Here is a 21605-nt window from a genome sequence, read left to right as displayed (position 1 = left end):
TGCTGGATAATCGCGCGCTGCACGGACCTGCGTTCGTAGGTTCGTATTACTCTTACTCGAGCATTGTCTGACACCGTTTGGGGAATCATTACGCCCTCACGGGGTCCGAACAGTGCTCGCCAACCCGGCATTTGTCGCTGGCCGTTGGTTTCATGATCTGTTTTCGGCGAGGGTTGCTCGTGATTGTTAGTCCCCAAAAAGCATCAAGAATCCCCGGCACACGGCTACGCAAGGCCCTGATGGCCAGTGTGGCACTGGCAGGCCTGATGAGCGCGGGCCAGCTGTGGGCATTCAATCTTGACGATGTTGCAGCCAAGGCAAAGGATCTGGCCGGCCAGAAGTACGAAGCACCGAAAAGTAACCTGCCGGCGGTCTTCCGCGACATGAAGTTCGCCGACTACCAGAAGATTCACTTCCTGCAGGAAAAAGCCGAGTGGGCCAAGGACAAGACCCCCTTCAAGCTGTCCTTCTATCACCAGGGCATGCACTTCGACACGCCGGTTAAGATCAACGAAGTCACCGCCAGCAAGGTCGAGGAAATCAAGTACGACCCGAGCCGCTTCGAATTCGGTGACGTGCCGCACGATCCGGAGACCACCAAGAACCTCGGTTACGCCGGCTTCCGTGTGTTGTACCCGATCAACAAGGCCGACAAGCAGGATGAAATCATGACCCTGCTGGGGGCCAGCTATTTCCGCGTGGTCGGCAAGGGGCACGTGTATGGTCTGTCGGCCCGCGGCCTGGCCATCGACACCGCGTTGCCGTCGGGTGAAGAGTTCCCGCGCTTCACCGAGTTCTGGGTCGAGAAGCCCAAGCCGGCCGACAAGCACCTGGTGATCTATGCCCTGCTGGACTCGCCGCGCTCCACCGGTGCCTACAAGCTGATCCTGCGCCCGGGCAACGACACCGTGGTCGACGTGCAGTCGCGTGTATTCCTGCGTGACCATGTCAGCCGGCTGGGTGTTGCGCCGCTGACCAGCATGTACCTGTTCGGCCCTAATCAGCCGTCCAAGGTCATGAACTACCGTCCAGCCCTGCACGACTCCGAAGGCCTGTCGATCCATGCCGGCAACGGCGAGTGGATCTGGCGCCCGCTGAACAACCCGAAACACCTGGCCGTGAGCAACTTCAGCGTCGAAAACCCGCGTGGTTTTGGCCTGATGCAGCGTCATCGCGACTTCAAGGACTACGAAGACCTCGACGACAACTACCAGAAGCGCCCGAGCGCCTGGATCGAGCCTAAGGGCGACTGGGGCAAAGGCACCGTCGATCTGGTCGAGATCCCGACCGCCGACGAAACCAACGACAATATCGTTGCGTTCTGGAGCCCGGAAACCCTGCCGGAGCCAGGCAAGCCGTTCGAATACGCCTACCGCCTGCACTGGACCATCGACGAGGCCAAGTTCCAGGCCAAGGATGTGGGTTCGGTTACCCAGACCATGCGCTCTACCGGTGACGTCAAGCAATCCAACCTGATCCGCCAACCGGACGGCAGCGTGGCCTTCCTGGTCGATTTCGCCGGCCCAGCCCTGGCTGCCCTGCCAGAAGACGCTGCGGTACGCAGCCAGATCAGCGTGGGCGACAACGCCGAAGTGGTCGAGAACAACCTGCGCTACAACCCGGAGACCAAGGGCTGGCGCCTGACCCTGCGACTGAAGGTCAAGGAAGCCAACAAAGCCACCGAAATGCGCGCTGCGCTGGTGCGTGATGTGCCGGTCGAGCCGGCCAAGCCTGCCGAGGAAACCAAGCAGGACAAGGCCGCCGCCAAGCACGCCAAGCACGAAAAAACTGCCAAGGCACAGGAGCCAGCCAAGGCCGAACAACCTGCCGCCGACGCGGCGTCCACCAACGGGACCCCGGCCACCACCGAACAGGTGCTGACCGAGACCTGGAGCTATCAGTTGCCTGCCGATGAGTAACTCAAGCGTAAGGCCAGAATCGCTTGGCGAATACCTGGCCCACCTCCCACTGAGCGATGAGCAGCGCGCGGAACTCGCCAGTTGCTCCTCGTTCAGCGAGCTGCACCAACGCCTGGCGGCCAACCCGGCCGCCAACGCCGCCGAGGCCGTGCAGGCCTCGGTGGGCCCACGCCTGACCGTGGGCAGCGCCGCCGAGCTGGAGGACGCCGAGATGCTCGGCGTCGACGGCAGTGGCCGGCTGTGCCTGAAGATCGCTCCGCCGATCAAGCGTACCCGCGTGGTGCCTGAGCCGTGGCGCACCAACGTGCTGATTCGCATGTGGCGGCGCATGACCGGCCGTACCAATGCCCCGCAGCCCGAGAAACGTGAGCTGCCCAAAGCGCGCTGGCGCACGGTCGGTTCGATCCGCCGCTACATCCTGCTGACTCTGATGATCGGCCAGACCATCGTCGCCGGCTGGTACATGAAGGGCATTTTGCCGTACCAGGGCTGGTCGTTCGTCGACCTCAACGAAGTGGTCAACCAGCCGATCTGGGACACCGTGGTGCAGGTCTGGCCGTATGCCCTGCAGACGTCCATCCTGATCCTCTTCGGTATCCTCTTCTGCTGGGTCTCGGCAGGCTTCTGGACCGCACTGATGGGCTTCCTCGAGTTGCTCACCGGGCGTGACAAGTACCGTATCTCCGGCAGCAGTGCCGGCAGCGAGCCAATTGCACCCGAGGCGCGCACCGCCTTGGTGATGCCGATCTGCAACGAAGACGTGCCACGGGTGTTCGCCGGCCTGCGGGCGACGTTCGAGTCGGTCGCCGCCAGCGGCAACCTCGACCGTTTCGACTTCTTCGTGCTCAGCGACACCAACGACACCGACATCGCCGTGGCCGAGCAACAGGCCTGGCTGGACGTGTGCCGCGAAACCAAGGGCTTCGGCCGCATCTTCTACCGCCGTCGTCGCCGTCGTGTGAAGCGCAAGAGCGGCAACCTCGACGACTTCTGCCGTCGCTGGGGTGGCGAGTACAAGTACATGGTCGTGCTCGACGCCGACAGCGTCATGAGCGGCGAGTGCCTGAGCAGCCTGGTGCGCCTGATGGAGGCCAACCCGGACGCCGGCATCATCCAGACCGCGCCCAAGGCGTCGGGCATGGACACCCTGTATGCGCGCATGCAGCAGTTCGCCACCCGTGTGTACGGCCCACTGTTCACCGCCGGCCTGCACTTCTGGCAGCTGGGCGAGTCGCACTACTGGGGCCACAACGCGATCATCCGCATGAAGCCGTTCATCGAGCACTGCGCCTTGGCGCCGTTGCCGGGCAAGGGTGCGTTCGCCGGGGCCATCCTCTCCCACGACTTCGTCGAAGCCGCGCTGATGCGCCGTGCCGGCTGGGGCGTGTGGATCGCCTACGACCTGCCGGGCAGTTACGAAGAACTGCCGCCGAACCTGCTCGACGAGCTCAAGCGTGACCGCCGCTGGTGCCACGGCAACCTGATGAACTTCCGCCTGTTCCTGGTCAAGGGCATGCACCCGGTGCACCGTGCGGTGTTCCTCACCGGGGTGATGTCGTACCTGTCGGCGCCGTTGTGGTTCTTCTTCCTGGTACTGTCGACCGCGCTGCTGGCGACCAACACGCTGATGGAGCCGCAATACTTCATCGAGCCGTACCAGCTCTACCCGCTGTGGCCGCAGTGGCACCCGGAAAAGGCCGTCGCGCTGTTCTCCACCACCATCGTGCTGCTGTTCCTGCCCAAGCTGCTCAGCATCATCCTGATCTGGGCCAAGGGTGCGGTCGAGTTCGGCGGGCGCATCAAAGTCACCCTGTCGATGCTCATGGAGATGCTGTTCTCCATGCTGCTGGCGCCGGTGCGGATGATTTTCCACACCCGCTTCGTGCTGGCCGCGTTCCTCGGCTGGGCGGCGACCTGGAACTCGCCGCAGCGTGACGACGACTCCACGCCGTGGAGCGAGGCCGTGCGCCGTCATGGTCCGCAGACCTTGCTTGGCTTTGCCTGGGCCGCGCTGGTGGCCTGGCTGAACCCGAGCTTCCTGTGGTGGCTGGCGCCGATTGTCGGTTCGCTGGTGCTGTCGATCCCGGTGTCGGTGATCTCCAGCCGCACCCGTCTGGGCCTGGCGGCCAAGGACGAGAAGCTGTTCCTCATCCCCGAGGAGTACGCTACGCCGCAGGAACTGCTGGCCACCGACCAGTACACCCACGAGAACCGCTGGCACGCCCTGCACGACGGCTTCGTGCGGGCCGTGGTCGATCCGCGGCAGAACGCCCTGGCCTGTGCCATGGCCACTGCCCGTCATGGTCAAGCCGCACCGATCGAGGCATTGCGCGCCGAACGCGTGGCCAAGGCAATCGAGGTCGGGCCTAAAGGCCTGGACCTGAACACTCGCCTGGCCTTGCTCAGCGATCCGGTGGCGCTGGCACGCCTGCATGCGCAGGTTTGGGCCGAGCACAATGCCGCCTGGATCGACGTATGGCGTGCTTCGATCAACAACGACCCGCATTCGCCGTTGTTGCCGTTGCATCCGGAAAATGAAGGCCAGCCGGCACTCGTCGGCGCCTGACAGGGACTCTTCGCGGGGCAAGCCCGCTCCCACAGGTTAGCGCTATACCTGTGGGAGCGGGCTTGCCCCGCGAAGCTTTTAAAGGCCTATACCGATTTTGGCCAACAAAGTCCCCCCCGGCTCTAGGTCCCAGGGCCGCCATGCGTTAGCATCCCTCCCCGGTAAACCACGCCGGCCGCGAAGGCCGTGCCAACGATAAGATTCGCTACATTTCTTGCTAGGGGACTTGGTGATGATGAAGAAATACCTTTCGCGACTGCTGGTCGGCGTCACCGCGCTGGTTGCAGTGGCTTCGGCCCAGGCCGGCGCCATCGACGACGCGGTCAAGCGCGGCACACTGCGGGTGGGCATGGACCCAACCTACATGCCGTTCCAGATGACCAACAAGCGTGGCGAGATCATCGGCTTCGAAGTCGATATCCTCAAAGCCATGGCCAAATCCATGGGCGTCAAGTTCGAGGCTGTATCCACCGCCTACGACGGCATCATCCCGGCCCTGCTGACCGACAAGTTCGACATGATCGGCAGCGGCATGACCCTGACCCAGGAACGCAACCTGCGCCTGAACTTTAGCGAACCCTTCATCGTGGTCGGCCAGACCCTGCTGATCCGCAAGGAGCTGGCCGGCGAGATCAAGTCGTACAAGGACCTGAACAACGAGAAGTACCGCATCACTTCCAAGCTCGGCACCACCGGCGAGATGGTCTCCAAGAAGCTGATCGCCAAGGCCAAGTACCACGGCTACGACAACGAGCAGGAAGCGGTGATGGACGTGGTCAACGGCAAGGCTGACGCCTTCGTCTACGACGCGCCGTACAACGTGGTGGCGGTCGACAAGGCCGGTGCCGGCAAGCTGCTGTTCCTCGAAGAACCCTTCACCTACGAGCCGCTGGCCTTCGGCCTGAAGAAGGGTGACTACGACAGCATCAACTTCATCAACAACTTCCTGCACCAGATCAAGCATGACGGGACCTACGATCGTATCCACGACAAGTGGTTCAAGAACAAGGACTGGCTGAAGGAAATGGAATAAGCCCCAGGCCACAAGCCAAGGCTTTGACCCCGACGCGCAGGTAAACCCTGCGCGTTCGCATTTACGGAAGTACCCACGTGATCAAACACAAGAAAGCCCAGTGGCCCTGGCATGCGCTGACCGCGCTGGTCCTGGTCGGCCTGGCGATCAGCCTGTACTTCGCCACCTCGATGATGTCCTACGAGTGGCGCTGGAACCGCGTACCGCAATACTTCGCCTACCAGGCCGAGGAAGCGCAGCGCGCCAGCGGCTACGGCTCGGTGCAGGAAATCGTCGTTTCCGGCGACAACGCCCGCGTTACGCTGAAGGACGAGAACGGCGATGAGCAGGTGCTCGACGTGGCCAAGGACAGCCTGCAACTGAGCCGCGGTGACGACGTCGCCGAAGGCGACCAGATTGGCGTTACCCGTCACTGGGCAGCGGGCCCGCTGGCCTGGGGCCTGTGGACCACCTTGTGGCTGTCGGTGGTATCCGGTGCGCTGGGTCTGGTGATCGGCCTGTTCGCAGGCTTGTGCCGGCTGTCGAACAACCCGACGCTGCGCGACCTGTCGACCGTTTATGTCGAACTGGTACGCGGCACGCCGCTGCTGGTGCAGATCTTCATCTTCTACTTCTTCATCGGCACCGTGCTCAACCTGTCCCGTGAATTTGCCGGGGTGGCGGCGCTGGCGCTGTTCACCGGCGCCTACGTGGCCGAGATCGTGCGTGCCGGCGTGCAGTCGATTGCCAAGGGCCAGAACGAAGCGGCCCGCTCGCTGGGCCTGAATGCCGGCCAGTCGATGCGCCACGTGATCCTGCCGCAGGCCTTCAAGCGCGTGCTGCCACCGCTGGCCGGGCAGTTCATCAGCCTGGTCAAGGACACCTCGCTGGTCTCGGTGATCGCCATCACCGAACTGACCAAGAGCGGCCGCGAGGCCATCACCACCTCGTTCTCGACCTTCGAGATCTGGTTCTGCGTGGCAGGTCTGTACCTGCTGATCAACCTGCCGCTGTCGCACCTGGCCAGCCGGCTCGAGCGGAGGCTTGCGCAAAGTGATTGAAGTCCGTGACCTGCTGAAAGTCTTCGACACCCGTGGCCAAGTCGTGCGCGCGGTGGACAACGTCACCACCCAGGTAGCCAAGGGTGAAGTGGTGGTGGTGCTTGGTCCCTCGGGTTCAGGCAAGTCGACCTTCCTGCGCTGCCTCAATGGTCTGGAACATTTCGACCAAGGTTCTGTCGCCATCAACGGCGTGCAACTGGCCGACCCGAAGACCGATATCAACGCCTACCGCCGTGAAGTCGGCATGGTGTTCCAGCACTTCAACCTGTTTCCGCACATGACCGTGCTGGAAAACCTGTGCCTTGCGCAAAAGGTCGTGCGCAAGCGCGGTAAGGCCGAACGCGAGGCCAAGGCGCGGGCGCTGCTGGAGAAGGTGGGCATTTCGCAGAAGGCCAACGAGTACCCGTCGCGGTTGTCCGGTGGTCAGCAGCAGCGGGTGGCGATCGCCCGAGCGCTGGCGATGGAGCCCAAGGTGATGCTGTTCGACGAGCCGACCTCGGCGCTCGACCCGGAAATGGTCGGCGAGGTGCTGGACGTGATGAAGACCCTGGCCCAGGAAGGCATGACCATGGTCTGCGTGACCCACGAAATGGGCTTTGCCCGGGAAGTGGCGGACCGGGTGCTGTTCTTCGACCATGGCAAGCTGCTGGAAGACTCGGCGCCAGTGGCGTTCTTTGAATCGCCGAAGGATCCGCGGGCCCAGGCCTTCCTGCGCCAGGTGCTCTGACAGCGGTGACCCCTTCGCGGGGCGAGCCCGCTCCCACAAAGTATCCACATGCCTCAAGCCTGTGAAGTACCTGTGGGAGCGGGCTCGCCCCGCGAAGGGACCGCATAGCGGCCCTGACTATCTCAAAGTCTGAACCGCCCGACCAGGCCTTGCAGATGGGTGCCCAACCGAGCCAGTTCGACACTTGAACTCGCCGTTTCTTCACTCGCGGCCGAAGTCTGGTCGGAGATATCCCGCACATTCATCACGCTGCGGTTGATCTCTTCGGCTGTCGCGCTTTGTTGCTCGGCTGCGGTGGCGATCTGCTGGTTCATCGCCTGGATCGACGATACGGTGCGGGTGATGGTATCCAGCGAGCCACCGGCGCGGCGGGTCAGCTCGACACTGCTGTCGGTGAGCTGGCGGCTGGCGTCCATCACGCTGGCCACCCGCTGGGTACCGCTTTGCAGGCCGGCGATCAGCTCCTCGATCTCTTCGGTGGATTGCTGGGTACGCTGGGCCAGGCTGCGCACTTCGTCGGCGACCACGGCGAAGCCACGGCCGGCTTCACCGGCACGGGCCGCTTCGATGGCCGCGTTGAGCGCCAGCAGGTTGGTTTGCTGGGCCACCGACTTGATCACATCGAGCACGCTGCCGATCTTGTCGCTTTCGGCCTTGAGCTGGTTCATCGCTTCGCTGGAATTCACCACTTCGCGGGCCAGGCGCTCGATCTGCGTCACCGCCTCGCTGACCACCCGATCACCCTCGCGGGCTTGCTGGTCCGCCGCCAGCGCCGCTTCCGAGGCTTGCTCGGCGTTGCGCGCGACTTCATGCACGGTGGCGGTCATCTGGTTCATGGCGGTCGCCACCTGGTCGGTCTCAACCTTCTGATTGTTGACCCCGGCGCTGGTCTGTTCGGTCACGGCCGACAGCTCCTCGGCGGCGCTGGCGATCTGGGTGACGCCGTCGCCGATGCCGCCGATCAGTTCGCGCAGGCCTTGGGTCATGCGCTGCATGCTGGCTTGCAGCTGACCGAGCTCGTCGCGACGCGAGCTGTGCAGATCCTGGCGGAGGTCGCCGCTGGCGACCCGTTCTGCGGCTACCAACGTCTGGCGCAGGGGCAGGATGATCTGCCGAGTGATGACCCAGGCGGCGAGCAGGCCCAAAACCATGGCCAAGGCGGTTGCGCCGGCTAGCATGGCCTTGGCCTGGCTGGCGCCGGCGTCACGCACCTGGGTCTGCGAAGCGGTCATCGCCTGACTGGTCTGCAGCAGCACCGTGCCTTGGTCGGCCATGCGTTGCAGTGACTGTTCGACGGCGCCCTGCTTGAGCTCGTTGAACGCCTGGCGATAGAGGCGGATAGCCTCCATCTGTTGCTGTAGGCGCTGGTGGTCGGCAGGTTGTTCGATCTGACCGAGCATCAGCTGCACCTGACGCTCCAGCGTGCTGAGCGCCTGTTCCACCTCGTTGATTGCGCTTGGGTCCGGCTTACGCTCATAGTGCTGGCGGGCAATACGCAGGTCTTGGGTGTGTTGCTGGATGACAGAGATATTACCCAGCTTGTCGCCCCGTTCGATGATGCTATCCATGCCCATCCACCCGGTGAAGGTGATGGCCAAGGTCATCAGTAACACCAGGCCGAAGCCCAGCCCCAACTTGCGATTGACGCTTACATTCCCCAGCGATTGGGAAAACCATTGGTACATGTTCGACTCCCCGGCAACGTGGCAGCATGGCTTATTGTTGTGTTGCCATAACCATCGGCCTGCGCCGGGGAAACTTGATGGGTGAAAGCTGACCCGTTTGTCAGAAAATCCTTGAGAGCAGGGCAGTTACGGCAGTTTCCACCCGCAAGATGCGCTCGCCCAGCTGTACCGGCGCCAAGCCGGCCTTGCCCAGCAAGTCGACTTCGTAGGGGATCCAGCCACCCTCGGGTCCGATGGCCAGGGTTACGGGGCCTTCGACTGCACGCGGGCAGGCGGGGTAGGGGCCGGGGTGGCCGACCAGGCCGAGGGTGCCGTCGGCGATGGCGGGCAGGCGGTCTTCGACGAAGGGCTTGAAGCGCTTCTCGATGATCACCTCGGGCAACACCGTGTCGCGGGCCTGCTCAAGGCCCAGGATGAGGTTCTCGCGAATGCTTTCGGGGTTGAGAAACGGAGTCTGCCAGAAGCTTTTCTCGACCTTGTAGCTGTTGACCAGGATCAGTCGCTGCACACCCAAGGTGGCAACGGTCTGAAACAGCCGGCGCAGCATCTTCGGCCGTGGCACGGCCAGCACCAGGGTCAGTGGCAGCTTGGGCGGCGGCGGTTGGTCGAAGCCGACCTGCAGTTCGGCTTCGTGCTGTGCAAGGCGCATTACCGTGGCGCTGCCCATCAGGCCATTGATGCGGCCCACGCGCAGGCTGTCGCCCACCGCCACGCGGTGGATTTCCTGCATGTGGGTAAAGCGCCGATCGGCAAGGACGACGCGGTCGGCCGAGACGAAGTCGGCCTCTTCAAGAAGCAACAGGTTCACGATTGAGTCGCTGGCGGCTGGTCGTTGTGGTCGTTGGCCGCTTCATCGTCGCCGTGGCTGCGCTTGCGGATCAGGCTGCCACACAGCACGCCGATCTCGAACAACAACCACATGGGCACGGCAAGCAGGGTCTGCGAGAAGATGTCCGGCGGGGTGAGGATCATGCCGACCACGAAGCAGCCGATGATCACGTACGGGCGGATCTTCTTCAGGTACTGCACATCGACCACGCCGATCCACACCAGCAGCACCACCGCTACCGGGATCTCGAAGGCCACGCCGAAGGCGAAGAACAGGGTCATGACGAAGTCGAGGTAGTTGGCGATGTCGGTCATCATCGCCACGCCATCCGGGGTGGCCGCGGCGAAGAACTTGAACATCAGCGGGAACACCAGGAAATAGGCGAAGGCCATGCCGGCGTAGAACAGGAAGATGCTCGACACCAGCAGCGGGATGGCGATGCGCTTTTCGTGGCGGTACAGCCCGGGCGCGATGAAGCCCCAGATCTGCTGGAGGATGAATGGGATCGCCAGAAACAGCGAGACGATCATGGTCAGCTTGAACGGCGTCAGGAACGGCGAGGCCACGTCGGTGGCGATCATCGTCGCATTGGCCGGCAAGTGGTCGCGCAACGGCGCCGAAACCAACGTGTAGATCTGCTGGGCGAAGGAGAACAGCCCGGCGAAGATCAGGAAGATCGCGGCGACGCAGCGCAGCAGGCGGGTGCGCAGTTCGGTCAGGTGCGAGACCAGCGGCATCGGCTGGTCGTCTTGCGGTTTTTCGCTCATGGGGCTCGCGGCGGTTGAGGCGGGTCGGGCTGCTCAGGCGCTGGCGTGGCGGCAGGCTGTTCGGTGACCGCAGTGGCGGACGGCTGGGCCGGCGGCGTCAGCGGGTTGAGGATGCGCTTGGCTTCCTGTTCCATTTGCAGGATGTGCTCGTTGTGCAGCTGGCGGCGGATGTCGTCGGCACCAATTTCACGCTCGACCTCCATCTTGATCGCATTGAAGCTGCGCTTGAGCCGGCCGATCCACAGCCCCGCCGTACGCGCGGCGCCGGGCAGGCGCTCGGGGCCGAGCACCAGCAAGGCGACCAGGCCGACGAGTAGCAACTCACTGAAGCTGATGCCGAACATGGCTCAGTCTTTCCGCTGCGGCTCTTGGACCGGCTGGGCCTGGCCCTCGATGGTGTGGCCCTGCTGCGGCGCGGCGGCCTGCTGCTGGGTGGCCTGTACCGGCGGGACGGGCTGTGCAGGCGGCGGGGTTTGCTCGGCCGGCTTGGTCTCTTCGTCGTTCATGGCCTTGCGGAAGCCCTTGATCGATTCACCCAGGTCACCGCCCAGGTTCTTCAGCTTCTTGGTGCCGAATACCAGCACGACGACGACCAGCAGGACGATCCAGTGTTTCCAGTCAAAAATACCCATGGTGCTCTCCTAGAATTCTGTTTGCTCAAGCCGACGGCTGGCGCGCGGCCTTTTCATCGTGCCCGGAAAGGCCGAAACGGCGCTCCAGCTCGTCGAGCACGGCTTGTGGATGCTGGCCCAGTGCGCTGAGCATGACCAGGCTATGAAACCACAGGTCGGCGGTTTCATAGATGACATCGCTGTAATCCTTGCTGACCTCGGCATCCTTGGCAGCGATGATGGTCTCGACGGATTCTTCGCCGAGCTTTTCCAGAATCTTGTTCAGGCCCTTGTGGTACAGGCTGGCCACGTAGGAGCTGTCGGCGGCGGCGTGCTTGCGTTCTTCGAGCACTTCGGCCAGGCGGTTGAGGGTGTCGCTCATGTCAGTGTCCTGCGCTGTAGATGGCATCCGGGTCTTTCAACACCGGGTCGACGGTTTTCCACTGGCCGGCTTCGAAGACGCGGTAGAAGCAGCTTTCACGGCCGGTATGGCAGGCGATATGGCCCAGTTGCTCGACCATCAGGATGATCACGTCGGCATCGCAGTCCAGGCGCATCTCGTGCAGCTTCTGCACATGGCCCGATTCCTCGCCCTTGCGCCATAGCTTGCCACGCGAACGCGACCAGTAGATGGCACGTTGCTCGGCGGCAGTCAGCGCCAGCGATTCGCGGTTCATCCAGGCCATCATCAGCACGCGTCCGGTCTTGTGGTCCTGGGCGATCGCCGGTACCAGGCCATCGCTGTTCCACTTGATCTCGTCCAGCCAGTCTTTCATCGTCGACTCCAAAACCGGGCCCGCTTCAGTACCGGGCCCTTTGCGCTAGTGTGCCAGCCAGCCGCGCGGCTGGCTATTGGCGCACGATCAGGTACAGGCCGGCGGCCAACATCAGCCAGGCCGGCCACGCCGCCGGTGCGGCCAAGCTGGCGGCCCCGGCGGCGCTGGCGGCCAGCACCGCGCCGCCGCCGAGCAGGCTGGCACCGAGCAGGCGCAGCGGCCAGCGGTCGCCCTGGCGGCGGCGCTCAGGCAATTGCGGGTCGTGCAGGTGCGGTTGCGACAGGCGTTCGAGCAGGTCGCGGGTCATGCCAGCCAGGTGCGGCAGCTGCTCGGCCTGGCTGTAGATATTGCCCAGTACCGCCTTGGGGCTGTAACGCTCGCGCATCCAGCGTTCCAGGTAGGGCTGGGCGGTGCTCCACAGGTCAAGGTCGGGGTACAGCTGACGGCCCAGGCCTTCGATGTTGAGCAGGGTTTTCTGCAACAGTACGAGCTGCGGCTGCACTTCCATGTTGAAGCGCCGGGCGGTCTGGAACAGGCGCATCAGCACCTGGCCGAAGGAAATATCCTTTAACGGTTTTTCGAAGATCGGTTCGCACACGGTGCGGATCGCCGCTTCGAACTCGTTGACCTTGGTGTGCGCCGGCACCCAGCCGGAGTCGATGTGCAACTGCGCCACGCGGCGGTAATCACGCTTGAAGAACGCAAACAGGTTGCGCGCCAGGTAGTCCTGGTCTTCGGCGGTGAGGCTGCCGACGATGCCGCAGTCGATGGCAATGTATTGCGGGCTCCACGGCTTGACCGTGCTGACGAAGATGTTGCCGGGGTGCATGTCGGCATGGAAGAAGCTGTCGCGGAACACCTGGGTGAAGAACACCTCGACGCCGCGCTCGGCCAGCAGCTTCATGTCGGTGCGCTGGTCGGCGAGGGTTGCCATGTCGGTCACCGGCACGCCGTAGATGCGCTCCATCACCAGCACCTTGGGGCGGCACAGGTCCCAGTACACCTGGGGCACGTACATCAGCTCCGAGCCTTCGAAGTTGCGTCGCAGCTGGCTGGCGTTGGCCGCCTCGCGAAGCAGGTCGAGCTCGTCGTAGATGGTCTTTTCGTAGTCGCCGACGATTTCCACCGGGTGCAGGCGACGGGCATCGGCCGAGGCGCGCTCGGCGGCCTTGGCGATCAGGAACAGCCAGGCCAGGTCCTGAGCGATCACAGGCTTGAGGCCCGGGCGCACCACCTTGACCACCACCTCCTCACCGCTTTTAAGGCGTGCGGCATGCACCTGGGCCACCGAGGCGGAGGCCAGGGGTTCGACGTCGAAGCGGCTGAACACTTCACCGACCTTGGCACCCAGCTGTTCTTCGATCAGCGCCACCGCCTGCTGTGGGTCAAACGGCGGTACACGGTCCTGCAGCCCCATCAGCTCGTCGGCGATGTCGGTAGGCAGCAGGTCGCGGCGGGTCGACAACAGCTGGCCGAACTTGATGAAGATCGGCCCCAGGTCCTGCAGCGCCAGGCGCAGGCGGGCGCCGCGGGTCAGCTCGGACGGCTTGCGCGGCAGCCAGCGCCAAGGCATCAGCAGGCGCAGGCTGCGCAGCCACCAGGGCAGCGGCAGGTCGAACAGCAGGTCATCCAGGCGGTAGCGGATCACTACGCGCTGGATGCGGAAGAGACGGCGGACGGCGAGCAGCTTCATGCGTTATCGCTGGTATCGAGGGATCGGGAGAGGCGCTGTAGGCGCGCCACGAGGCGTTCTATGTCGACCTTCAGGCTGTCGAGCTCGCTGAAGGCGGCTTCGGCTTCGCGTTTACCCACCAGGGTGCGCGACTCTTCGGCCAGGTATTCGGAGAGGTTCTGGCTGAAGCGTGCCAGGCCCTGGCGGGTCCAGCGCGCGCGCAGGCGCACGTGGCCGGCGAGCAACGCCGTGGCAACCGGGCCGAGCCAGCGTTGCAGCTCGTGCTCCCAGTCCAGTTCCAGGTCCTGCACCACACCGAACAAATCGAGCAACACGGCGCTGTCGCCATGCAGCTCGACCTGCGGGCTGTGCAGCACGGCGCTCTTGTCCTTGGCCACGGCCAATTGCAACAGGCTCCCAGCTGGGGCGCGCAGGCTGCAGTCGACCTCGCCCTCCCAGTGGGCGGCGAGCATCAGGCCCTCTTCATCGGGCAGGATGAACACCTGCAGGGCCGGCTGGCGGCAGTCGATTTCAATGACCTTGCCTTCCAGCGCGGCCAGCCGCGGCAGCGCCGTGCTGTCCATGCGCAGGACGCGGTTCAGGCCATGTTCGACGCTGGCGAGCAGCCCTGCCAGCAGCATCAGGGCTTGATTCCCCGGTGCACGGCAACGATGCCGCTGGTCATATTGTGGTAGGTGACGCGGTCGAAACCGGCGTCGACCATCATGCTCTTGAGCGTTTCCTGGTCGGGGTGCATGCGGATCGACTCGGCGAGATAGCGATAGCTTTCGGAATCATTGGTGATCAGCTTGCCGGCCAGTGGCATGAAGGCGAACGAGTAAGCGTCGTAGGCCTTGGACATCAGTTTGTTGGTCGGCTTGGAGAATTCCAGGATCAACAGGCGGCCACCGGGCTTGAGCACGCGCAGCATCGAGCGGATGGCTTCGTCCTTGTGGGTGACGTTGCGCAGGCCGAAGGCGATGGTCACGCAGTCGAAGTGGTTGTCCGGGAACGGCAGTTTTTCAGCGTCGGCCTGGACGAACTCGATGTTGCCGGCCACGCCGCGGTCGAGCAGGCGGTCGCGGCCGACCTTGAGCATCGACTCGTTGATGTCGGCCAGCACCACCTGGCCGGTCGGGCCGACCAGGCGCGAGAACTTGGCGGCCAGGTCGCCGGTACCGCCGGCGATATCCAGCACGCGGTTGCCGCTGCGCACGCCCGACAGCTCGATGGTGAAGCGTTTCCACAGGCGGTGCATGCCGCCGGAGAGCACGTCGTTCATCAGGTCGTACTTGGCGGCCACCGAGTGGAACACTTCGGCGACTTTCTTCGCCTTCTGGCTCTCAGGCACGTCCTGATAGCCAAAATGCGTGGTGGGTTCGGCGTGTTCGCCTTTGCGCTGGTCGTTCATATCGCTTCACCGGAAAAAATTACCGCCATTCTAGGGCGAACCGGCGGATTTGTCTTGGCGGGGTGTGCCCTGCGGCAGGGGCGGGCATAATGACGATTATGTCTTCATACCCAGGATCACCCGCATGACCCAGATCAGCGTCGAACGCAAACATACCCTCGGCCGCGAGGCCGCCCGCGCCAAAGCCGAAGCGCTGGTGGACAAGCTGAGTCGCGAATACGACCTCAAGGCCACCTGGAACGGTGACCGTGTGGACGTGGCCCGCAGCGGCGCCAATGGCAGCGTGCACATTGGCGAAGACAGCATCCGCGTCGAACTGAAGCTGGGCATGATGCTGTCGATGATGGGCGCCAGCATCAAGAGCGAGATCGAGCGCGCGCTGGACAAGGCGCTGGCCTGAGTGGGGCGCGACGGTCAATCGGCCGGGAACGGAATGATGTCTGCCACCTCTTCAAGCTTGAGATCCCCCCGGTAGATCTGGATGCGTTCAGCGTTGGTGGCGCTCTTGAGCTGCGCTTCACGCTCCAGGCTGCGGGGCTCCCAGAACTTCAAGTGGCCTTTGATGAAGCTTCTGGCGTTTGCCTGTTTGTCGGGATAATGAAAATGCGCCTCCCAGAGCACTTCGGGGGCCTGCCTATCGCGGATTTCATACACATCCAGATAATCATCAGCGCGGCGCGTCGGCTTTCGCACCACGGTGCGCCTGATCTGCAGGCGTTGTTGGTCGTGCAGGTAACGCAGTGCAGTGCCATCGGGATGTCGCGTGCTGAAGTAGGCTTGGGTCAGCAGGCGTTTTTTTTCTGCTTCCACATAGCGCGCCGCGTCACCCAGCTCGCGGGTCAGTTCCCGCAGCCGGGGCGTGTCCTCGGCGGCCTTGATCTTAGTCGTGGTTTGCAGAATGTCCTGCGCATGCCAGTCCATGAGATCTGCCAGGGCGTTCGGTTCGTTGAGGTGACGAGCGGCCTTGGCGATGCGCACGTCTCGGTTGGCGAGCAGGTGGTTCGCGCGTTGGCGAAGTCCGGACAGATCGAGTGCTGTCGGACGCTCCGGGGCTGGCAGCTCGAACCACGTGCCGTCCCGCTGCTCGAAGGTACTGGCAGGTTGCTGGGTGACCGGGTCATGCTGAACCGCCTGATTGCTGCCTTGCGAGCGGCTCACCAACAGCCTGCGACCTTGTGCGGTCCTGATGACGGTGCTTTTGCGCGGTTGGACACGGTACATCACCGGCGCCGGCGCCGGGCTCGCGCCGCTGTCGAGGTTGGCGAGCGTGCGGGCCAATTGCGTTTCGGTGATGCGGGTCAACATCGACAAACCATCGACGTACGCCTGCAACAGGGGCTGGTCCAGGGCCGGGTCATCGAAGGACTGCAGGTACTGAGCCTTGCCGAGCGTGGCTTGATACTCGCGCAACGCGTCGCCAAGCAATTCCGCTTGCTCGGCTTGGGTCAGGTTTGCCGTTGCGATGCCATCGTGGGTCCAGATGATTTGAGAAAACTGCCTGTTGCTCAATGTCTGCTGCAAAGGCAACAGGTCGACGGCCGCCTGTTCGGTCAACCGCGTCTTGTCCAGCATCAGGTAGGCCTGGTCACTGAGTTTCTGTGCGCGAATGATCAGCGTCGAGTAGGGGCGTAGGGCCACGGCTTCTTCGACCTTGGTTTTCTTGTCCTTGGTTTGGAAGGCAATCTGCGGGTCATCGAGCGTTTCGGGCAGGAGGCTGTCGAGGCGTTCGCTGACATCCAGCAGGCGGCCCACGATGGCGAGCGTGTCGCTGATCGTTGCGCGGAAAGTCGTATGGCGTCGTACCTGCTCATCGGTGGTGGGTATCTGTTTCAGCCCCACCGCCTGCTGTTGAATGCCTTCGTTATCCAGTTGTTCCAGCAGGCGGCGGAGCAGGAGGATGTCCGTTTCCATCAATGTTTCGGTCCACAGCCCCATGCTGCGTCGGGCGCCACCTTGCTGGTCGAACTTGACGAAACGAGGCTCCATCAACTGACGGAAGAGCGCGACATTCTTCTGCAGCAGCGACGACTGTTTTTCCAGGCACAGCGATACCGTGCGCAGTTGCGGGCGTAGCACCAGGCGCTCGGCCGCCAGTTCCAGGCTCTGTTGCTTGAGCGAGTCGTCCATGGCCGCCACACCGCCCAGCCTGGCTAATGCCACCCCGAATGCACTCGCTTTGTCATCGTACCCTTGCAGCAACTGCTGGTTCGATTCCAGCAGCGGTTTGATCTTCTTGAGCTCGACGTGATTCGCATCCACGGCTTGGCGCAGGCTGTCGTACTGCTGACGGTTTTCTGCGGTGACCTGCTGCCGGGTCCTGGGCATGCCACCTGCCAACGCCAGGTCCACAACCCAGGCACCGTGCCTACGCGTCAGCCACGGGCCGTAACGGCGCTGACGGCCGATAATATGATAGCCATCCGGGTCGCCACCCCACTGGGTTTGCCACTCATCCGGGCCTTGCGGCGGGCCGATGATGCGCAGGCCGGTCTGGCTTTCCTGTACTTCATACACGCCATCTTGCAATTTCACGTAGTGGCGGCCGCCGATGGCATACAACCCGCGCAGGCGGCCTTGGCGCTGCGGCGCATGCCCCTCCAGAGCAAGGGTCGCCTGCAGTTGGCCAAGTGACTGGCGATTCTGTGGGGTAAGGTTGCCCACGCGCTGGTTATCATTCCAGTTCATGACCGTAAGGTGGGTCTGACGGTGGGCCGGCGCCTGCCAATCCCCTTGATTTGGCGCTTCGCGTAGAACCGCAGTAGCCGATGCCCGGGCTTGCAGGCCCTCAAGTGGGGGTAACGGACCCTGGCGCCGCACCGAGGGTGCCTCATGCGGCGCGCCAGCCCCGTCATGAATCAGCAACATGGCGATATTGGCCAGCAGGTCAGTGAGGGCCAGGGCCTGCTCCTGCAGAGTGCCCCCCGTGAGCGCGGACAGGTCATCCTTTGCTTCTGCCACGGCTGCAACCAGCCACGCCACGACTGCTGCAGGGCCGCGCAGCAAGGGGGTGGTGGCGTTGAACAGCATCCACCCCAGCCGGCAGGCGAGCGCCCAGCGCTGCTGTGAATTCGAGAGCGTCTGGCGGGAGGCGAGCAGCAACAGCGCCTGAACTCTGGCGGCGTGTACCTTACGGTCCAGGTCGCTGCGCCAAGGTTCATGCACAAGGGTCACCGGCGTTCGCAGGCGCTCCAGCGCAGCGTCTGTCCACTCTGCGCCGCCGCCCAGCAGATGCGCCAACTTCGACATGCGTGGGTGCAGGTGGGGCCGCAGGAAACCACCGTTGTGATAAACCGCGCGGTGCTCATCATCGATCCAGTCCAACACGTTTTCCTGCAATTGCGCGTTCGTGCGCAGCTCTACCATCAGTGCATCCAGGCTGGCGTGCTCGACCAACGGACGGTCGGCAAAAAATGGGCGGTAGAGCAGATAGCTGCCGGCCATCGGGACATGCAGCAGGAACATGCCATGCACCTGGTCGCCTTCGGTAGCGCCAGTGAAGGGTTGCAGCACCAGTGGAGAAAAGGTCAGCGGTTCGGTTGGCAATGCCTTGTCCAGGCAGAAATCAACGATGGTCTGACAGGCGAGCTCGCCGATGTGGCTGTCGATCTTGGCCTTGAGGGCGGTGAATGCGAGGTTGGCACGCCATTCTCTGGCGAAGCGCTGTACGCGCTCGGGCTCCTTGTCGAACGCCCGAAGCTCACGGGCAACATACACGGGGTACTGGCCACCAATATCGGTGTCTTTGAGCAGTGCTTGCAGGTAATCGAGGGTCATCCAGGCTGCGTCCGGCTTGCCGCCTTGGTAGGTCAGGGCCGATGCCACCTCATTGGAGCCGATGTGCAGGCGCGTTATGGCCAACTCGGTCAGGGAGATGCTTTTGAGATACTGCAGCTCGGAGGTGCCTTGCGACGACAGCTGGATAACCACGGAGATCTCGACAGTCAGCAGATCCGGGTCCAGTGGCGTCTGCCCTGGATGGTCGGCTTGCATCTGCTCGCGCAGACGGCGCCTGGTGTAAGCGTCCAGCGCTTCGATGTCGTCCAGTGAGCCCGTGCTGGCGGCTTGCGCCTGGCGTGCGCAAAGCTGCATCAAGGCAGCGCTGTAGTGCAGGCGGTCATCGGTTGCGGCCGAAGCTAGCCAGGCCGGTAGGGCGATGTCTGGTTGGTCAACATTGGGCAGCAACTGGTCAGAGATCTCGCAGGACGGATCCGTCAGCACGTCGAGTGTTTGCTCCAGCGCCTCGACGTTTGCACGCGAGGCGATAGCCACGCGGTCGAGCCGTTCCAGGACGCCATTGAGCAGGGCGCTGGCCTGGTGTTCGAAGGGGGCGATCGTCAATGGGCGATGCGCCCAACCGAAAGCGTCAAAACGATAAGCTTGCGCCAGCTCAGCGCGCAGGGCACTGGCAAACGTGGTCGCATCGTCAAAGCTGCGTACTTTGCCCGACGGGTTGCACCACAACACGCGTTCGGGGCTGATGAGCAGCAGGTCTGCAAGCGTGAACGACTGGGTAGTGCCCGAACTGCCCAGTGAGATCTGCAGTCCACTGACCGGGGGCATCCCCGCGCCGCCTTCGAGCAGGCGATAAAGCGTGTTTTTGGCAGGCTCATCCAGTCCTTGCCGTTCCACGCTGTTCAACAAGGACGCTTTCAGGATGTGCCCCAGCCAGCGCAGCGTGGAAACCTCGGACGTGCTTTCGCTGCCCGCCCAGAAGCTGATCTGAGCTTGCTGCAAGGCATCGTTCATGGCCGGCAGCAGCACGTCGAAATCGTGATTGAGGTGCGCCATGTTCAGTGTGATTCTCGGCTGCCTGGCGGGGTCGGCACCTTGCTCCTGTGCGTGGAATGGCTGTGGCGGGGCCAGGCTGAGCTGATCCTGAGCAGCCAGACTCATGGGTTGGCCGCTGAGCAGGTGCTCCAGCAGCAGTTGTACCAGCGGCTGCTGCGAGGGCTGTGCAGGTGCTGCTTTGAGCAGCGTGAAAGGGTCGAGGCTGTTCAGGTGTGGATAGTTGTCAACGATCCACGGGTAGCGATCGGTAAGCACGCTGAAGCCTTCGGTAGCCAGCAGCTGTCGTAGCGTGGGGCGTTCGGCGAAGCGGGTCGCCACAAGTTGGCGATAGGAAAGGGTGGGCGAGGTGGAAACCGTCATGTCAGTCGAGCTCCGGTTAGCAAATGAGCGCGAACGGTAGAAGCCACTGTGCTGCCTGGTGAGGTAAATAGGTCCTGAAGCGCGTTGTTAGGGTGAGGTTTCTAACTTTCTTCCCTACTTTAAGCATCAGCCCAGCTTTCATGGGCGCATCCTCCCTCCACTGATGAACATGAGGCACAGAGCATGGCCAAAGTGAATGTGAAGAAAAAGGACGACGCCCAGAGCGCGCTGGGTGAAGTGCGCGGTTACGCGCGCAAGATCTGGCTGGCTGGCATTGGCGCATACGCACGCGTCGGCCAGGAAGGTTCCGACTACTTCCAGGAACTGGTAAAAGCCGGTGAAGGTGTCGAGAAGCGTGGCAAGAAACGCATCGACAAAGAGCTCGACGCGGCCAACAACCAGATCGACGAAGCCACCGAAGAAGTCAGCCGCGTACGCGGCAAGGTCGAAGTTCAGCTCGACAAGATCGAAAAAGCTTTCGACGCGCGGGTCGGTCGCGCCTTGAATCGCCTCGGCATTCCGTCTAAACATGACGTTGAGGCGTTGTCCATCAAGCTTGAACAGCTGCATGAGCTGCTCGAGCGCGTCGCGCACAAACCATAAGGAGAGCAGGATGGCTGGCAAGAAGAATTCCGACAAAGAAAGCAGCTCCTGGATCGGCGGGATCGAGAAGTACTCCCGCAAGATCTGGCTGGCTGGGCTGGGTATCTATTCGAAAGTCGACCAGGACGGCCCGAAGCTGTTCGACTCTCTGGTAAAGGATGGTGAGAAGGCCGAGAAGCAGGCGAAGAAGACCGCTGAAGATGTGGCCGACAGCGCCAAGGCTTCGACCACTTCGCGCGTTTCGGGCGTGAAAGACCGCGCGCTGGGCAAGTGGAACGACCTCGAAGAGGCCTTCGACAAGCGCCTGAACAGCGCCATCTCGCGCCTTGGCGTGCCGAGCCGCAACGAGATCAAGGCCCTGCACCAGCAGGTCGATAGCCTGACCAAGCAGATCGAGAAACTGACCGGTGCATCGGTTACGCCGATCTCCTCGCGCGCTGCTGCCAAGCCGGCTGCGAGCAAGACTGCGGCCAAACCGCTGGCCAAGGCAGCCACCAAGCCTGCGGCTAAAACCGCTGCGGCCAAGCCTGCGGCCAAGACCGCTGCGGCCAAGCCTGCGGCCAAGACCGCTGCGGCCAAACCGGCAGCCAAGCCTGCCGCCAAACCCGTTGCCGCCAAGCCGGCAGCCAAACCTGCCGCGGCGAAAAAGCCTGCGGTGAAAAAGGCCCCGGCCAAACCCGCCGCTGCCAAACCGGCAGCACCAGCGGCCAGCGCCGCCCCGGCCGCTACCGCAGCGCCAGCGCCAAGCGCCGCGCCGGCCAGCAACGCGCCGTCGGCACCAGTGGCTACCGGCACACTGATCTGACAGCCGCATAGGG

The 21605-nt window shown here is 63.3% G+C and carries 19 protein-coding genes; 8 read left to right on the top strand and 11 right to left on the bottom strand.

Features of this window, described 5'->3' with window-relative positions; all coding sequences use genetic code 11:
* Nucleotides 1-179: 179 nt before the first annotated feature.
* The 5 genes from ACZ6YA_RS09970 (at nucleotide 180) to ACZ6YA_RS09950 (ending at nucleotide 7285) form a co-directional block, all read left to right on the top strand.
* Nucleotides 180-1919 carry a glucan biosynthesis protein G gene (locus ACZ6YA_RS09970; protein ID WP_465896916.1) on the top strand — a complete coding sequence of 580 codons (1740 nt, stop codon included), beginning with the start codon at nucleotides 180-182 and terminating at the stop codon, nucleotides 1917-1919.
* Complete coding sequence (mdoH, locus tag ACZ6YA_RS09965) at nucleotides 1912-4485, top strand: glucans biosynthesis glucosyltransferase MdoH (RefSeq protein ID WP_465896915.1); 2574 nt, start codon at nucleotides 1912-1914, stop codon at nucleotides 4483-4485. Before ACZ6YA_RS09970 ends, mdoH begins: the two co-directional genes overlap by 8 nt.
* 235 nt (nucleotides 4486-4720) lie before the next feature.
* Entirely contained in the window at nucleotides 4721-5518 is a 798-nt protein-coding gene (locus ACZ6YA_RS09960; protein ID WP_465896944.1) for a transporter substrate-binding domain-containing protein, read from the top strand.
* 77 nt (nucleotides 5519-5595) lie between these two features.
* On the top strand, nucleotides 5596-6558 hold the full coding sequence (locus ACZ6YA_RS09955) for an amino acid ABC transporter permease (RefSeq protein ID WP_465896914.1): 963 nt from the start codon (nucleotides 5596-5598) through the stop codon (nucleotides 6556-6558).
* Nucleotides 6551-7285, top strand: coding sequence for an amino acid ABC transporter ATP-binding protein (locus ACZ6YA_RS09950; protein ID WP_465896943.1), 735 nt, complete (start codon nucleotides 6551-6553; stop codon nucleotides 7283-7285). Before ACZ6YA_RS09955 ends, ACZ6YA_RS09950 begins: the two co-directional genes overlap by 8 nt.
* A 122-nt stretch (nucleotides 7286-7407) precedes the next feature.
* On the opposite strand, the gene ACZ6YA_RS09945 is transcribed toward ACZ6YA_RS09950, so the two are convergent.
* From ACZ6YA_RS09945 to ubiE, 10 genes are all read right to left on the bottom strand, one after another.
* Entirely contained in the window at nucleotides 7408-8970 is a 1563-nt protein-coding gene (locus ACZ6YA_RS09945; RefSeq protein ID WP_465896913.1) for a methyl-accepting chemotaxis protein, read from the bottom strand.
* A 100-nt stretch (nucleotides 8971-9070) separates the two neighbouring features.
* Entirely contained in the window at nucleotides 9071-9778 is a 708-nt protein-coding gene (locus ACZ6YA_RS09940; RefSeq protein WP_465896912.1) for a 16S rRNA (uracil(1498)-N(3))-methyltransferase, read from the bottom strand.
* Nucleotides 9775-10566 (bottom strand): twin-arginine translocase subunit TatC, encoded by a 792-nt coding sequence (tatC, locus tag ACZ6YA_RS09935; RefSeq protein WP_465896911.1) that lies wholly within the window; start codon nucleotides 10564-10566, stop codon nucleotides 9775-9777. Before tatC ends, ACZ6YA_RS09940 begins: the two co-directional genes overlap by 4 nt.
* The gene (gene tatB, locus ACZ6YA_RS09930; RefSeq protein WP_465896910.1) at nucleotides 10563-10910 is read right to left on the bottom strand and encodes a Sec-independent protein translocase protein TatB; all 348 of its coding nucleotides are present in this window, start codon (nucleotides 10908-10910) and stop codon (nucleotides 10563-10565) included. The genes tatC and tatB overlap by 4 nt, the downstream gene beginning before the upstream one ends.
* A gap of 3 nt (nucleotides 10911-10913) precedes the next feature.
* Nucleotides 10914-11198 (bottom strand): twin-arginine translocase TatA/TatE family subunit, encoded by a 285-nt coding sequence (locus ACZ6YA_RS09925; protein WP_465896909.1) that lies wholly within the window; start codon nucleotides 11196-11198, stop codon nucleotides 10914-10916.
* 25 nt (nucleotides 11199-11223) lie between these two features.
* On the bottom strand, nucleotides 11224-11559 hold the full coding sequence (locus ACZ6YA_RS09920) for a phosphoribosyl-ATP diphosphatase (RefSeq protein WP_401079456.1): 336 nt from the start codon (nucleotides 11557-11559) through the stop codon (nucleotides 11224-11226).
* A gap of 1 nt (nucleotide 11560) precedes the next feature.
* Nucleotides 11561-11953, bottom strand: coding sequence for a phosphoribosyl-AMP cyclohydrolase (gene hisI, locus ACZ6YA_RS09915; RefSeq protein WP_159412421.1), 393 nt, complete (start codon nucleotides 11951-11953; stop codon nucleotides 11561-11563).
* 73 nt (nucleotides 11954-12026) lie between these two features.
* The gene (gene ubiB, locus ACZ6YA_RS09910; protein ID WP_465896908.1) at nucleotides 12027-13646 is read right to left on the bottom strand and encodes a ubiquinone biosynthesis regulatory protein kinase UbiB; all 1620 of its coding nucleotides are present in this window, start codon (nucleotides 13644-13646) and stop codon (nucleotides 12027-12029) included.
* On the bottom strand, nucleotides 13643-14266 hold the full coding sequence (locus tag ACZ6YA_RS09905) for a ubiquinone biosynthesis accessory factor UbiJ (protein ID WP_465896907.1): 624 nt from the start codon (nucleotides 14264-14266) through the stop codon (nucleotides 13643-13645). Before ACZ6YA_RS09905 ends, ubiB begins: the two co-directional genes overlap by 4 nt.
* Entirely contained in the window at nucleotides 14266-15036 is a 771-nt protein-coding gene (ubiE, locus tag ACZ6YA_RS09900; RefSeq protein WP_400796561.1) for a bifunctional demethylmenaquinone methyltransferase/2-methoxy-6-polyprenyl-1,4-benzoquinol methylase UbiE, read from the bottom strand. Before ubiE ends, ACZ6YA_RS09905 begins: the two co-directional genes overlap by 1 nt.
* Nucleotides 15037-15160: 124 nt before the next feature.
* On the opposite strand from ubiE, the gene ACZ6YA_RS09895 reads away from it, so the two are divergent.
* Entirely contained in the window at nucleotides 15161-15436 is a 276-nt protein-coding gene (locus ACZ6YA_RS09895; RefSeq protein ID WP_465896906.1) for a polyhydroxyalkanoic acid system family protein, read from the top strand.
* A gap of 14 nt (nucleotides 15437-15450) precedes the next feature.
* On the opposite strand, the gene ACZ6YA_RS09890 is transcribed toward ACZ6YA_RS09895, so the two are convergent.
* Nucleotides 15451-20184: a hypothetical protein gene (locus ACZ6YA_RS09890; protein WP_465896905.1), complete on the bottom strand. Its 4734-nt coding sequence runs from the start codon at nucleotides 20182-20184 to the stop codon at nucleotides 15451-15453.
* A gap of 183 nt (nucleotides 20185-20367) precedes the next feature.
* On the opposite strand from ACZ6YA_RS09890, the gene ACZ6YA_RS09885 reads away from it, so the two are divergent.
* Nucleotides 20368-20787 (top strand): phasin family protein, encoded by a 420-nt coding sequence (locus ACZ6YA_RS09885; RefSeq protein WP_465896904.1) that lies wholly within the window; start codon nucleotides 20368-20370, stop codon nucleotides 20785-20787.
* A gap of 10 nt (nucleotides 20788-20797) precedes the next feature.
* Nucleotides 20798-21592, top strand: a complete 795-nt coding sequence (locus ACZ6YA_RS09880) for a phasin family protein (protein WP_465896903.1) — start codon at nucleotides 20798-20800, stop codon at nucleotides 21590-21592.
* Nucleotides 21593-21605 lie beyond the last annotated feature (13 nt).

The organism is Pseudomonas sp. NPDC090752 (genome assembly GCF_055584805.1).
This window is presented reverse-complemented; position numbering and strand designations above follow the sequence as displayed.